The organism is Streptomyces sp. NPDC111507, from assembly GCF_055638955.1.
In genome coordinates this window covers 85,231-98,144 of sequence record NZ_JBVKBU010000009.1, presented here as the reverse complement: position 1 = coordinate 98,144, position 12,914 = coordinate 85,231, and the positions used below count along the sequence as shown (strand labels likewise).

15 protein-coding genes and 1 pseudogene are annotated in these 12,914 nt (G+C 71.8%); 8 read left to right on the top strand and 8 right to left on the bottom strand.

Annotated elements, in window-relative coordinates:
* Positions 1–55: 55 nt before the first annotated feature.
* On the bottom strand, positions 56–997 hold the full coding sequence (locus tag ACZ7M2_RS31750; protein WP_471598242.1) for a L,D-transpeptidase: 942 nt from the start codon (positions 995–997) through the stop codon (positions 56–58).
* Between the two features lie 134 nt (positions 998–1,131).
* Between ACZ7M2_RS31750 and ACZ7M2_RS31745 the strand changes: the two are divergent.
* From ACZ7M2_RS31745 to ACZ7M2_RS31735, 3 genes and pseudogenes are all read left to right on the top strand, one after another.
* Positions 1,132–1,626: pseudogene (locus ACZ7M2_RS31745) on the top strand (SigE family RNA polymerase sigma factor); the annotation flags it as partial.
* 106 nt (positions 1,627–1,732) lie between these two features.
* A complete protein-coding gene (locus ACZ7M2_RS31740) occupies positions 1,733–2,515 on the top strand; it encodes a L,D-transpeptidase (protein ID WP_471598241.1) in 783 nt (260 codons plus the stop codon).
* A 60-nt stretch (positions 2,516–2,575) separates the two neighbouring features.
* On the top strand, positions 2,576–2,854 hold the full coding sequence (locus ACZ7M2_RS31735) for a ribosomal protein L7/L12 (protein WP_471598240.1): 279 nt from the start codon (positions 2,576–2,578) through the stop codon (positions 2,852–2,854).
* Between the two features lie 167 nt (positions 2,855–3,021).
* Here ACZ7M2_RS31735 and ACZ7M2_RS31730 read toward each other — a convergent pair whose 3' ends face one another.
* Complete coding sequence (locus ACZ7M2_RS31730; protein WP_471598239.1) at positions 3,022–4,038, bottom strand: hypothetical protein; 1,017 nt, start codon at positions 4,036–4,038, stop codon at positions 3,022–3,024.
* Between the two features lie 449 nt (positions 4,039–4,487).
* Between ACZ7M2_RS31730 and ACZ7M2_RS31725 the strand changes: the two genes are divergently transcribed.
* Positions 4,488–4,691: a cold-shock protein gene (locus ACZ7M2_RS31725; protein ID WP_010986199.1), complete on the top strand. Its 204-nt coding sequence runs from the start codon at positions 4,488–4,490 to the stop codon at positions 4,689–4,691.
* 246 nt (positions 4,692–4,937) lie between these two features.
* The gene (locus tag ACZ7M2_RS31720) at positions 4,938–5,216 is read left to right on the top strand and encodes an SCO5918 family protein (RefSeq protein ID WP_471598238.1); all 279 of its coding nucleotides are present in this window, start codon (positions 4,938–4,940) and stop codon (positions 5,214–5,216) included.
* A gap of 72 nt (positions 5,217–5,288) precedes the next feature.
* Here the strand turns inward: ACZ7M2_RS31720 and ACZ7M2_RS31715 are convergent, their stop codons facing one another.
* The 3 genes from ACZ7M2_RS31715 to ACZ7M2_RS31705 all read right to left on the bottom strand — a co-directional run bounded on the left by ACZ7M2_RS31715 (position 5,289) and on the right by ACZ7M2_RS31705 (position 7,362).
* Positions 5,289–6,188, bottom strand: coding sequence for a hypothetical protein (locus ACZ7M2_RS31715; RefSeq protein WP_471598237.1), 900 nt, complete (start codon positions 6,186–6,188; stop codon positions 5,289–5,291).
* An 89-nt stretch (positions 6,189–6,277) separates the two neighbouring features.
* On the bottom strand, positions 6,278–6,700 hold the full coding sequence (locus ACZ7M2_RS31710; protein WP_229889357.1) for an ATP-binding protein: 423 nt from the start codon (positions 6,698–6,700) through the stop codon (positions 6,278–6,280).
* A 200-nt stretch (positions 6,701–6,900) separates the two neighbouring features.
* Entirely contained in the window at positions 6,901–7,362 is a 462-nt protein-coding gene (locus ACZ7M2_RS31705) for a cupin domain-containing protein (protein WP_471598236.1), read from the bottom strand.
* A 69-nt stretch (positions 7,363–7,431) separates the two neighbouring features.
* Between ACZ7M2_RS31705 and ACZ7M2_RS31700 the strand changes: the two genes are divergently transcribed.
* The gene (locus ACZ7M2_RS31700; RefSeq protein WP_471598235.1) at positions 7,432–8,442 is read left to right on the top strand and encodes an FkbM family methyltransferase; all 1,011 of its coding nucleotides are present in this window, start codon (positions 7,432–7,434) and stop codon (positions 8,440–8,442) included.
* Between the two features lie 36 nt (positions 8,443–8,478).
* Here the strand turns inward: ACZ7M2_RS31700 and ACZ7M2_RS31695 are convergent, their stop codons facing one another.
* Genes ACZ7M2_RS31695 through modA form a run of 3 tightly spaced genes read right to left on the bottom strand, consistent with a single transcriptional unit; the run spans position 8,479 to position 11,260 of the window.
* Positions 8,479–9,564 carry an ABC transporter ATP-binding protein gene (locus ACZ7M2_RS31695; RefSeq protein ID WP_471598234.1) on the bottom strand — a complete coding sequence of 362 codons (1,086 nt, stop codon included), beginning with the start codon at positions 9,562–9,564 and terminating at the stop codon, positions 8,479–8,481.
* Positions 9,561–10,427 carry a molybdate ABC transporter permease subunit gene (gene modB / locus ACZ7M2_RS31690; protein ID WP_352049426.1) on the bottom strand — a complete coding sequence of 289 codons (867 nt, stop codon included), beginning with the start codon at positions 10,425–10,427 and terminating at the stop codon, positions 9,561–9,563. Before modB ends, ACZ7M2_RS31695 begins: the two co-directional genes overlap by 4 nt.
* Positions 10,424–11,260, bottom strand: coding sequence for a molybdate ABC transporter substrate-binding protein (gene modA / locus ACZ7M2_RS31685; protein WP_352049425.1), 837 nt, complete (start codon positions 11,258–11,260; stop codon positions 10,424–10,426). Before modA ends, modB begins: the two co-directional genes overlap by 4 nt.
* Positions 11,261–11,435: 175 nt before the next feature.
* Between modA and ACZ7M2_RS31680 the strand changes: the two genes are divergently transcribed.
* The gene (locus tag ACZ7M2_RS31680; RefSeq protein WP_471598233.1) at positions 11,436–11,912 is read left to right on the top strand and encodes a molybdopterin-dependent oxidoreductase; all 477 of its coding nucleotides are present in this window, start codon (positions 11,436–11,438) and stop codon (positions 11,910–11,912) included.
* 63 nt (positions 11,913–11,975) lie between these two features.
* Entirely contained in the window at positions 11,976–12,908 is a 933-nt protein-coding gene (locus tag ACZ7M2_RS31675) for a LysR family transcriptional regulator (RefSeq protein WP_352049423.1), read from the top strand.
* The last annotated feature ends 6 nt before the right edge of the window (positions 12,909–12,914 follow it).

The window sequence follows — 12,914 nt, the reverse complement described above, 5'->3', positions numbered from 1 at the left end:
GTGTGAGCGGGCGGGGGAGCCGGGACCTGAACACCCGGCTCTCCCGCCCGCACGCTCACTTCAGCGCGCTGCCGGCCCGCCACTGGGCCCAGTCCGCGTTCCAGTCGCCGTAGCCGTTGCCCACGGCCACCACGTCCTTGGAGCCGACGACGGTGATGACGTCGCCGGGGATGACCTCGTCGTAGAACTTCTTGGCGGTGCCGTCCGTCGCGAGTCCGACGCACCCGTGGGTGACGTTCTGGTGCCCGGCGTACGTATCGGCCTTCGGGTTCTGGTGGAGGTAGGTCCCGGAGGTGGTGAGGTGGACGGCGTAGTAGTAATAGCCCGCGTAGGCGTCGCCGTAGCCGACGGTCTGCGAGTTCATGAAGACCTTGGTCGCCTTGTCGGAGACGACCATCGTGCCGTTCCAGGTGTCCATGCCCGGGGCGCCCGCGGTGATGGGCACGTTCCGGGTCCGCCCGTCCTTGACGACTCTCATCAGGTGCGTGCGCACATCGACCGTGGCGACGAGCGAACGGCCCACGGTGAAGTGCCGGGTGATGCCCGAGCCCGCCCGTACCGTGACTTTGGTGCCCGGGCTCCAGTACGCGCGCGGCCGGAAGTCCACCCGCTGCCCCTCCAGCAGATCGCGGTCCTTCACCCAGCTCCAGGAGCCCTCGACATCGGCGTCGACCTTCAACTGCCGCTCCACCCCGGCCCGTTCACCGGCCGGTATCGCGTGGTCGAAGGTCACGGATATCGGCATGCCGACGCCCACGGTCTGCCCGTCGGCGATGTTGATGTGCGCGCCCGTGAGCTTCGCGAGGGGTGTGGTCTCGACAGGCCGGGTGGTGGGCTTCTGGCCGACGGCCGTCGTGTCCGGCTTCGCCGCCGTGTCCACCTCGGTGCCCGCGCTTCCCGTCACCGCCCCCTTCGAGCAGCCGGCGAGCGCGAGCGCGCACAGGGCGGCCGCCGTCCAACCGGCCGCGATACGACGGCTCCTGGCTCTCCTGGTCATCCTGATCCCCCTGCGGTGTGTTTCGATGTGCGGCGTACGGGACCTGTACGCACGGCACGGACCGCCGGGTTGCACGGGGCAGTTGAAATTCCGAAGTCTTCGGCGGGGGCACGACCGAGGAAGAGACGGGGGGCATGACCGAGGAAGAGTTCGACGCGTTCTACGCCGCCGCGTTCCCCCGGCTGACCGGCCAGCTGTACGCGTTCACCGGGGACCACGGCGAGGCGCAGGACGTCGTCCAGGAGGCGTTCGTCCGCGCCTGGGACCGGCGGCGGGATTTCCTCGCCGAAGGGGCGCCGGAGGCGTGGATACGGACCGTGGCGATGCGGCTCGCGGTGAGCCGCTGGCGCCGCGCGCGCCGCTGGCTCGAACTCGTCCGCCGCACCCCGCCGCCCGAGCACACGCCGGGCCCCGACCCCGAGCGCACCGCGCTGGTCGACGCGTTGCGCACGCTGCCCGAGGCACAGCGGAGGGCGCTGGTCCTGCACCATCTGTGCGACCTCAGTGTCGAGCAGGTAGCCTCCGAAACCGGTGCCCCCGTGGGCACGGTCAAGGCCCGGCTGTCCCGGGGCCGGGCGGCGCTGGCGCAGACGCTGTCGACGGCGGACGAGTGGGAGACCGTCGACGGGGGCAAGAAGAGCGCGGACAGGGGGAAACCGTCCGCGGGCTCCCCGGACTCGCCAGGCTCCGCGCGCTCGCTGAATCCGACGGACGAGGGGAAGAGGGAGGACGACCGTGTCCGATGAACTCGCCTCCGGCCTGAGAGAGTTGGCCCAGGACGGGCAGACTCCCCCGTCGGTGTCCGGCGCCGAGATCCGGCTGCGGGCCGTACGCCGCAGGCGCCGGCGTTTTCGATGGACCGCCGTGAGCGTCGCCGGTGCCTGCGCCGCCGCCAGCCTGGCCCTGGTCCTGGCCCTGAACCTGACCGGCGGCGACCGCGAGGACCGCCCCTCCCCGGCCTCGAGCCCCACCGCCCCGCCCAGCAGCCCCTCCCCGGCCGCGCCCGTCGCCACCGTCGACCTCTCGCGGCGTGTGCTGACGGTCGCGGGCCGCGAGCTGCCGATCTCCTCCGGTTCCGTCCGCTACCCCACGGCCACCGGACGGATGACGGTCGTCTCGAAGGACAGCGCCAGGGCGCTGGGCGTGTTCTCGGGCAAGTACGTGGAGAAAGTGGCCTGGGTGATCGAGCTGCGTGCCGCCGACGGGACGAAGAACTTCGTCGCAGCCCTCATCAACGACGAGAAGGCCCCCGGGAACTACGACCTCACGACCGGCTGGATCGGCCTGCGCCGCACGGACGCGCAGTGGCTGTACAAGAAGTTGGCGGTGGGCGCGGTGATCGAGATCAGGGGCGCGACCTCCCCGACCCCGGCGGTGGACCTGCCGCCGTCGGCGACCGAGGGCGCGATCCTGCCGGGCGGCACCGGCGGCGCCGCGTCCGATCCCGGTCGGACCGCCGGTACGCCCACGCCGTCAGTGCCCGCAACGCCTTCCGTGGTGGCGGTACCGGCCGGGTAGGTGCCCGTTGTTGCCCCGAACGGGAGTCCGGGGGGACGCGCTTCCCTAGGATCTGACTCCATGGGAACACTCGGCTTCTTCGTCCTCTCCATGATCGTCTTCGCGGCCTACGCGGGCCTGGAGAGCAGACTGAGCCGCAACGACCGCAGAATCGCCCGCGTCGAGAAGAAGCTCGACCGGATCCTCGACCACCTGGGCCTGGCGGAGGCCGACCCGGAGCTCGAAAAGGTCGCCGCGCTCGCCCGCGACGGCAGGAAGATCCAGGCGATCAAGGCGTACCGGGAGGCCACGGGCGCGGGCCTCAAGGAGGCGAAGGACGCGGTCGACCAACTGGCCTGACCGCCCCCGCGGGCAGGGTACTTCGGGTGGGCGGGGTATTCGGGGCGGAGCCCCGCCTCAAGGGGCGCGGGGAACTGCGCGATCAGCCCCCACGGGCCCGCGGGCAAGGCACTTCGGGTGGGCCGGGGATCGGGGCGGAGCCCCGTCCTGGTGTCGGGCCCCGGGGGTCAGCCCTCCTGGGCGGTGTCGGCGGTGTCGGCGGTGTCAACCGTGTCGGTGGTGTCGGTGGTGTCGGCCGTGGTGCTGTCGGTGGTGTTGTTGTCGGTGTTGGTGGGGCTCTCGGTGAGGGGTTCGGTGGGCCTGCTGGTGAGGGGGCGGCCCGGCCGGGTGGTGGGGGTGGCCGGCCCAGTGGTGGGGTCGCCCGGCCCGGTGGTGGGGGAAGCCGGCGCGGTGGTGGGGGGTCGGCCCGCCAGGACGTCCTGGAGTCGTTGCGTACCGACTTGGACGGCCTGCTGCGTGGAGTCCTGTGCCGCCCCGCCGAGCCCGCCGTTGGTGAGGGAGACCGCACGGTCCCCGACCCGCACGGCGGCGAAGTCCAGCGTCAGCATCGGCACCGCGCCGGAACCGTCACCGGCGTCGGCGGCCGACGCCCCGCTCATCGTCAGCCGCAGCCCCTCCCGCGCATCGCCCACCCCGGGCAACACCGTCGGCGCGACCGTCACGTTGAGCCGCCCACCCCGCACGTCCGTGGACGTGAACTGCGCGCACTTCGAGGGCAGCGTCCGCAACCAGGCCAGCTTGGCGTCCACCTCCGAAGGAGCGGCGTACGCGGCGACCTGGTAGCGCAGTTGCGCCGCGTTGCCGCTCTCGTCGAGGCCCACGACGGCCCGGGCCCCCGTCGGCTCGCCCAACAGATCCTCGGCGTACAGACCGTCGAGCAGTCGCTGACAGTCCGGCGCGTCCGTCCTGGTCTTGAGGAGCCCGTCCCGCCAGGTCGCCCCGCCCTGCGTCGCGGACCAGCGACCGCCCAGCTCGCCCTGGGTGATCAGCGCGGCCGAGGCCTGGGCGTCGGTGAGGGAGGGAGTGGCGGAGGTGGCGGGCGGCACGATGGACGGCGCGTCCGCGGACCTCATGACGCCGGGCAACGAGCACGCGGACGCCGACACCAGGACGCCCGCGGTCAGGGCGCGGGCGAGCAGACGGTACGGACCGTTCGGAGCGGTCGGACCGTTCGGAACCTTCATGGCGGGGGCCTCCAGGGGGCGGACGCGCGAGTGTCCCTCTCACGCCACCACCGGGCCCCGCGGCCCACCAGCCGTACCGGGCCGTCCGGGTGAGCGGCCCGGCCGATCACCCCGCCCCTGCCCGCACCGCCCCCTGCTCGCAGGGCCGCCCCGGAGAGGCTCTGTGGGCGCATATCTGTCATGACCGTGGTAGAAAATGAGCCGCCGTCCGGGCGGTTTTTTTATTCCCCGGGGTGGGGTGAGATAGTGCGCCGCCCTTCGGGAGCCGCACGTGCTAGTGTCGATATCAGTTGCAGTTGTGGTTCCCAAAGTCTTGGAGCGTACTTTCCGGTCCGTACCGGTCGGTCGCTTCTGAATTATCCGGAAGTTTTTCCGGATGGGGCAATCATTGCGGCGACGCGGACCCGCACAGTGTGGGTCCTCGAGCTTTGCCCCGAAGGAGATTTGACATGGCTACTGGCACCGTGAAGTGGTTCAACGCGGAAAAGGGCTTCGGCTTCATCGAGCAGGACGGCGGCGGCGCCGACGTCTTCGCCCACTACTCGAACATCGCCACCCAGGGCTTCCGTGAGCTCCAGGAAGGCCAGAAGGTGACCTTCGACGTCACGCAGGGCCAGAAGGGCCCGCAGGCGGAGAACATCGTCCCCGCCTAGTCCGGGACCCGCTGACGCCTGACTTCTGAGTCGGCCGACGCTTACAGGTGGCCGGGACCTGCACCCTGAGGTGCGGGCCCCGGCCACCTGCTTTTTTTCTTCCGTCCGGTTCGGCCCCGGTTCAGCCCCCGCCGTTCCCGGTCGTTCCGGATTGAATTTCCGGCGAATTTTCTGGCCGCTGTGCCCACTTTCCGGTCCGCCGTGCCCACCTTCCGGCGCCGTGAAACTTCATCCCGCGGAGACACCATGCGTTGTGTGATCGCCCGTTTCCCCTTCGACCTCATCAAGAGTGAGGTCGAGCACTCGATGGCGGGCCGCGAGCCCGAACCCGTCACCAGCGCGTCCGTGGTCATCGGCCCGCAGACCTACCCCGTCAAGCAGGTCGGGGAGGTCATCACCAAGCAGGACCGCCGTGACTTCACCGAGGTCGAGGTCGCCCGCGCCCTCACCCGTCTGGGTTTCGTCTGCAGTCCGGCCGTCACCCCGGCCCGCTCCGCCGTCCCCAGCTGGGCCGAGACCGCGTAACACCCCGTTCGGCCCAGCAGCCCCGGGCCTTTTTCCGGACCGGCCGGACCGGCGCAGTCGATGAAGGTCTCCTCAGCCCTTCATCCACGGGGCGCCGGGGACGCCCGTCCGCACCCTCGTCGCCACAAAGTCCACCGTCGCGTAGTGGCCCGGCGACATCCGCGCCGTGACGCGGCGGAGATTGCCGTCGGTGTCGATCCAGTAGGTGAGAGTCGAGTCGTCGACGGGGCTCGCGGAGGCGCTCGGGCCGGAGAAGACACCGTAACCGCGGCCGTCCAGGCGTTCGTCGCGCAGCCACAGCGGACCCGAACGGGCGAGGAGTGCCGCGTTGTCGGGCCGGTCCGCGGCCACGGACACCACCAGACGCAGGGCTCGGTCCAGAGGCGCCGTGGAGTAGGGGCGGCGGGTCCACTCCTCGCGCTTGAGGGTGCCGGCCCTGCGGACGGCCTGCGCGGCGCTCGTCACGATGTCCGGGGCGGGGGGCCCGGCCGTCGTCCGGCCGGGTTCGGCGCCGGGCGCGGCGGTCGGCGGGCGGGCCACGGCAATGCCCTCCAGGTCCCAGGCGAGCAGGCCCTGCACGGTCCGGGTGTCGTCGACGATCTCGTACGCGCCCACGGCCCGGTGCACATGGTGGTCGACCACCGCACGCACCGTGATCGTCCCGTCCCCCGACTCCGCCGCGGGCAGCCGCACCAGCACCTCCGCGGGACTCGCCTCGTACGCGCGGAACCGGGCCAGTGCCATGCGCTCGGCCTCGTCCACCGAGACCGGGTGCGGGGACGCGCCTCCGTTGCCGGAGAGCAGCAGCAGGAGGGCGGTCAGGGCGCCCGCCAGTGCCGTCGTGGCCGCGACCGCCACCACCCGGAACTTCTTGCGCGGCTTGCCTGGCGCGCGTGGCGCGCGCGGCTTGCCCGGCGCGCGCGGCGGTTGCGGCAGGCGGAGCTCGTGAGGCTCGTGAGGAGAGAAGCGCATGCTTGTCTCTACCTGCGGGCGGGCTCTCCACCGGTCGACTCCGCTGGACGGTTCGCCCCGGGTCACTCTCCCGGGTGAGGCGGGCGGGGCTACACCGCCAGGATCGCCCGGACCGTCTTGCCGCCGACGCCCGTGTTGACGACCTCGAAGCGGTGGGCGAGCTGCTGGACCATCGCGAGGCCGCGGCCGCTTTCGGCGTCGGTGTCCACCAGACCGACCCGGGGGCGGCCGGGGCTGTCGTCATGGACCTCGACGGTCACTTCGCCGCCCTGTCCCAGCTGCAGCCGCAGCCGGCAGCCCGTACGGCCGTGCCGGACGGCGTTGGCGACGAGCTCCGAAGCGATGAGCGTGGCGTCGTCGACCTGGTCGGCGGTCGGCGCCGCCGTCCGCGGACGCGGACGGGTCAGGAACGCCGAGGTCAACCTGCGGGCCCTGCCTGCCGAAACGGCCGCGCGCGGCAGTGTGTACTCCACGCGGGCGGTCAGTCGGACGGCGCGCTGCTGCGCACGCATGACAACCTCACTTCCCCTCCCAGGACAACCGGTACCCGGCGACCGGACCCCCGCCGGCCGGGACCCGCGCGAAACAGTGCGCGGCCGGTCCTGCCCTCGGGTGATGCCCGCCCCCGGCGATCGGCAACCAGGGGCGGAGGTCACAAAGCCGCTAAGGATGTACAGAGTTGCTGGTGGTTCACGGCAGAGTCGCCGGTGGTTCATGGCCCGTTGCCGAGGAGGCGGAAGTCGGCGTAGTCGAAACCGGGGGCCACCACACAGCTGACCAGGACTTCTTGGTCGCCGGCCGGGCGGGCGGACTGCCAGACGTGGCCGGGGACCAGGATCTGCGGGCGCTCGCCGCTTTCCAGGGCGGGGCCCAGACGCAGGACCGCCGGCTCCGCGTCCGGGGCTTCGCCGTCGCCGCCGAGGAGCAGGTCGAGGGGGCCGCCGCGGTGCCACAGCCACAGTTCGTCGGAGCGGACCGTGTGCCAGGCGCTGCTCTCCCCGGGGGACAGCAGGAAGTAGATGGCGGTGGCGGCGGCCCGGGGACCCGGATAGCCGTCGGGGTGGAAGTCCCGCGCCGCCCTCCACGTCTCCACGAACCAGCCGCCCTCGGGATGCCTCAGCATGCCCAGTGCGGCGGCCGTCGCCGGTTTCTCCGGATCGGTGCTCGTGTTCACTTTCCGTCCTTCCGCTCGAAAGTTCTCCGACCACTCCCGTGTCCCACAGGAGTCTGAAAGGGTGTGGGGATGCCGACCCTTTACAGAAGAATGCTCGGTCTGCTGCCCCGGATCGGGGTGCGGGTTCTTGATCTCGGTTCGGGTGCGGCGGTGGTCTACCGGCGCGGCAAACGTACCCGCGTCCCCTTGGGGCGCGCTGCCGATCTGATCACCCGCGGCAGCGGAACATACGTGGTCACACCGGTGGGCGCGGAGGCGAAGGCGGACATGTGGGTGGTCGCCCGGGAGCCGTCGGCGCCGGGTGACGTCTGGGGCAGTGTCTCCTTCGGCGAGTCCGGTGGGCGGCTGCTGGTCGACGAGACGGCCTCGGCGGCCGACGAACGTCGTTTCCAGCTGGCCGCCGCCGAGTATCTGTGTACCCAGCACGTTACGGCCCTGCTGGAGAAGTACCAGGTCAACTGTGTCTTCGACGTGGGCGCCAACTCCGGTCAGTACGGGCGGCGGCTGCGCAAGCTCGGCTACACCGGCCGGATCGTCTCCTTCGAACCCACCAAGGACGCCTTCGAGAAGCTGGAGCGCGCCGCCAAGAAGGACGACGACTGGTGGGTGTACAACGTCGGGCTCGGCCGCGAGGACTCCGCCCAGTCCATCCACGTGGGCTGGAACACCATGAACTCCCTTCTCCCGCCCAGCGACTACGGCAAGGACCGCTACCTCCGGTTCGCGAAGACCAACACCGAGGAGATCGAGATCCGGCGCCTCGACGGGATGCTGGAGAAGGCGCTGGACGGCATCGCCGACCCCCGGCCGTATCTGAAGATGGACACCCAGGGCTACGACCTGGAGGTGTTCGCGGGGGCCGGTGAGCGGATCGCGGACTTCGTGGGCATGCAGTCGGAGGTCGCGGCCCTGCGGCTCTACGAGGGCAGCCCCCGGATGAGCGAGTCGATCGCCACGTACGAGGGCAGCGGGTTCGAGATCTCGGGGATGTACCCGGTGACGCGTGAGGCGCGCACCGGCCGGGTCGTCGAGTTCGACTGCGTGATGGTCCGCGCGGACGCCGTACCCAAGGAGGAGTGACCCCTCCCCCTCCTGAGGCCTTGTTCTCAGGCCTTGTCAGGCCGGATACGCGTGCGTCTGGGCGGCCTTCACCGTCGCCCAGACCGGCGCCCCGGTGTGCAGGTCGAGCTCGGCCGCGGCGACCGTCGTCAGGTCCGCGGCGAGCGCGAGCTCTCCGGTGAGGTCCGCGCGGATCTGGTCGCCGTGCGTCTCCAGGCCCGCGACCTCGCACCGCCACAGGTTGCGCGCGCTGGAGCCGGTCGGACGGTCGCGGTACAGCGTGACGGCACTGGGCGGGAACGCCACGAAGACGGGACCGTCCAGGTCCTCGGTCGTGGTGATCGCCGGACCCGTGTCCAGTCGTACGGTGTGGCCCTCGGCCGCGCCCCGGTAGAGGTTGAGGCCGACGAGTTGGGCGATGTAGTCCGTGCGCGGGTGGCGGGCGATGTCCGACGGTGTCCCCTCCTGGACCACCCGGCCGTGTTCGACGACGACCAGCCGGTCGGCGAGCACCATGGCGTCCAGCGGGTCGTGCGTCACGAGTATGGCGACGGCCTCGAAGTCGCTGAGGTGGCGCCGGAGTTGGGAGCGCACATCGAGGCGGGTGCGGGCGTCCAGCGCGGCGAGCGGCTCGTCGAGCAGGAGCAGCCGGGGGTGGGTGGCCAGCGCGCGGGCGAGCGCGACGCGTTGCGCCTGTCCGCCGGACAGCCGGCGCGGCTTGGCGGCCGCGTGCTCGGCCAGCCCCATCCGCTCCAGCCACCGCGCGGCCCCCTCCCGCGCCGCCGCCTTCGGTACGCCCTGGCAGCGCGGCCCGAACGCCACGTTGTCGAGGGCGGACAGGTGCGGGAAGAGCAGATAGTCCTGGAAGACGACGCCGACCGGGCGGGCCTCGGGCGGCGTACGTCCCAGGTCCGCGCCGTCCAGCCGGATCCGGCCGCCGTCGGACAACGGCGTGAGCCCCGCCAGCGCCCGCAGCGCGGTGCTCTTGCCCGCCCCGTTCGGCCCGAGCAGCGCGACGACGTCACCGGGCGCGGCGGTCAGGGCGATGTCGAGACGGAAGGTGTCTCGGTGGACGACCAGGTGGGCGTCGAGGCCTTTGTCCGAGGCGGAGGGCTTACCCGGGGGAAGCGTCGGGTCCGTCATGACGGCGCCGCCGTCCAGCGGTCCCTGAGGCCCGCCAGGACCGCGATCGACACCGCCAGCAGGACCAGGCTCAGGGCGATCGCGGCGGCCGGGTCGTTCTGGAGGGCCAGGTAGACGGCGAGCGGCATGGTCTGGGTGCGGCCGGGGAAGTTGCCGGCGAAGGTGATCGTCGCCCCGAACTCGCCCAGAGCGCGCGCCCACGCCAGTACGGCACCGGCGGCGATCCCGGGCGCGATCAACGGCAGGGTGACCCGGCGGAATGCGGTGAACCGGGAGGCGCCGAGCGTCGCGGCGGCCTCCTCGTAGCGCGGATCGGCCGCCCGGAGCGTGCCCTCCACGCTGATGACCAGGAACGGCATCGCCACGAACGCCTCCGCGACGACGACGCCCGCTGTGGTGAACGGCAGCGTGATCCCGAACCACGAGTCCAGCCACTGCCCGACGACGCCGTTACGTCCGAGCGCCAGCAGCAGCGCCACACCGCCCACGACCGGAGGCAGCACGAGGGGCAGTGTCACCAGGGCCCGCACGAAGCCCCGGCCGGGGAAGTCCGTACGGGCGAGGAGCCAGGCCAGCGGCACGCCCAGCACCAGGCTCACTCCGGTCGCCGCCGTGGCGCAGACCAGGGACAGCTGGAGCGCCTGCCAGACCGCCGTACTGGTCAGCTGGTTCGGGAGGTCCCGCCAGGGGGCCCGTACGAGCAGGGCGAGCAGGGGGAGCAGGAGGAAGGCCAGGCCGACCAGGGCGGGGAGGAGGAGGGGGAGCGGTACCCCGGCCGGCCGGCCGCCCGTCCGGACGCGCCGGCGCCGCGGCCCACCGGTGAGGGTGTCGGCCGCGGCGTCGGAGGCGTCCAGCTCGGTCACGGCTGCAGGAACCCCGCGGCGGTGAGCACCTTCTGGCCCTCGGCGGACTGCACGAGCGCGATGAACGCCTTCGCCGCCTCCGCGTTGGGCGCGTCCTTGAGCAGGGCGATCGGGTACGCGTTGACGGCCTTGGCCGACTCGGGGAACTCCACGCCCTCCACCTTGTCACCCGCCGCCTTCACATCGGTCTTGTAGACGACGGCGGCGTCGGCCTCCTTCAGCTCCACCTTCGTCAGGGCGCTTTTGACGTCCTGTTCGTAGGAGACCGGGGTGAGCTTCAGCTTGCTCGCGTCCAGCGCCTTCTGCGCGGCGGCACCGCACGGCACCGTCTTGTCGCAGAGTACGACCTTGAGGCCGGACTTCGTGAGGTCCTTCAGGGAGGCGACCTTGTCGGGGTTGCCGGGCAGGGTCGCGATCTCCAGCTGGTTGCGCACGAAGGTCGCGGGCGTGGTCGCGGCGTCCTTCTTGTCCGTCACGATCGCCATCGTCTTGGGGCTGGCCGCGGCGAACACGTCGGCCGGGGCGCCCCCGGTGATGCTGGCGGCGAGGGTGTCGCTGCCGCCGAAGTTGAAGGTGACCTTCGTGCCCGGGTTGGCCTTCTCGAACTCCTTGCCCAGGGTCGTGAAGCTCTCCTTGAGCGAGGCGGCGGCGAACACGGTCACCGTGCCGGAGAGCTTCGGCGAGGAGGAGGCCGAGGTGTCCGACTTCGGGGAGGAGTTGGAGGAGGAGTCGGAGTCGGAGGACGAGCAGGCGCTCAGGGCCAGCAGTGCGGCGGCACCGACGCCGGCCACGCGCAGAGTGCGGGTGCGGGTCCGGCGCGTGGATCGGGTCATCACGGGTCTACTCCCTCGGAAGCCTCAGGCATGCTTACGCCGATCATACTTCCGCAGATGCAAGCCGGAAGTCTCCTGTCACATCGCATGAGCTGCACGATCGTTGCCTGGATGTATGCATGTGCGTTTGTACGGGACCGCCTCCTGGGTACGGACATGCGGGAGGTGGTGCCCAGTGGGCCAGTCCCTGACCCAGCCGCCCGCTCACTCGCTCGCGTCGGTCGCCCTGACCGGAGACCTCGCCCGCCCGGTCCGGCTGACCGTGCCCGACCTGCTGGCCTGGCCCCAGCACCGGGCCCGGGTCAGCTTCGAGTGCGCCACCAGCGGCGTACAGCACCACCGCTTCGAGGGGCCCCTGCTGCACGACGTCCTGCACGACGCCGGACCGGGTTTCGACCCCGCCCGCCGCAAGGACCGGCTGCGCTTCCTCATCGCGGTGACCGGGGCGGACGGCCACCACGCCCTCCTCACCTGGGCCGAGATCGACCCGGACTTCGGGCACGCCCCGGTCCTCCTCGCGGTCGGCATCGACGACACCCCGCTGGACCGGGCGGGCCCCCAGCTCGTGCTGCCCCAGGACCGCTGCGGCGCCCGGCACATCAGCGGCATCAACGCGATCCGCGTGGACGGGCACTACCCGTCGTGGACGTAGCCGGGCAGGGCATGGACGCCACGCACACGCGTCTGCGAGCCTGACCCGCCGGGGAGGTCGTGGATGCTGCTGCGTCAGCTGGAGTACCTGGTCGCGCTGGCCAGGGAGCGGCACTTCGCCCGCGCGGCAGCCGCCTGCTTCGTCTCGCAGCCCTCGTTGTCCGCCGCGATCCGCCGTCTCGAACACGAGCTGGACGTGCCGATCGTGCGCCGTGGCAGACGGTACGAGGGGCTGACCCCGGAGGGGGAGGTGGTACTCGCCTGGGCGCACCGCATCCTCGCCGAACGCGACGCCCTGCACCAGGAGTTGTCGGCACTGCGCGGCGGCCTGACCGGCACCCTGCGCCTGGGCATCGTCCCCACCGCGCTGCCCGCCGCCTCCCTCCTCACCACCCCGTTCTGCGAACGCCACCCGGGGGCCCGCGTCGGCCTGGAGTCCCTGTCGTCGGCCGAGATCACCCAGGGGCTCGCCGAGTTCGAGCTCGACGCGGCCATGACGTATCTCGACGACGAAGAGCTCCGTCACGTACGCCGCTTCCCGCTGTACGAGGAGCGGTATGTGCTCCTCACCCCGGTGACCGGTCCGCTCGGCGCGGCGACGACCGCGCGCTGGGCGCACGCGGCCGCCCTGCCCCTGTGCCTGCTGAGCCCCCGGATGCGCAACCGGCGGATCATCGACGAGTGCTTCGCGGCGGACGGCGCGAAGGCGACCCCGGCGATCGAGTCGGACAGTGTCGCCGGGCTGTACGCGCATCTGCCCAGTGGCCGCTGGTCCAGCGTGATCTCCCATGCCTGGCTGCACATGTTCGGGATGCCGGAGGGGATGCGGGTGGTTCCGTTGGAGGGGCCCGCGCACGGGCCGAGGGTGGGGCTCGTCGTGGCGCGGGACGATCCTCCCTCCGTCCTCGCGGAGGCGCTGTTCACGGTGGCGCGGGAGGCGCGGGTGAGGGACGCGCTGGACGCCCTGCTCCACACCTATCTGGGCGGGCGCGGTTGAGGGCGC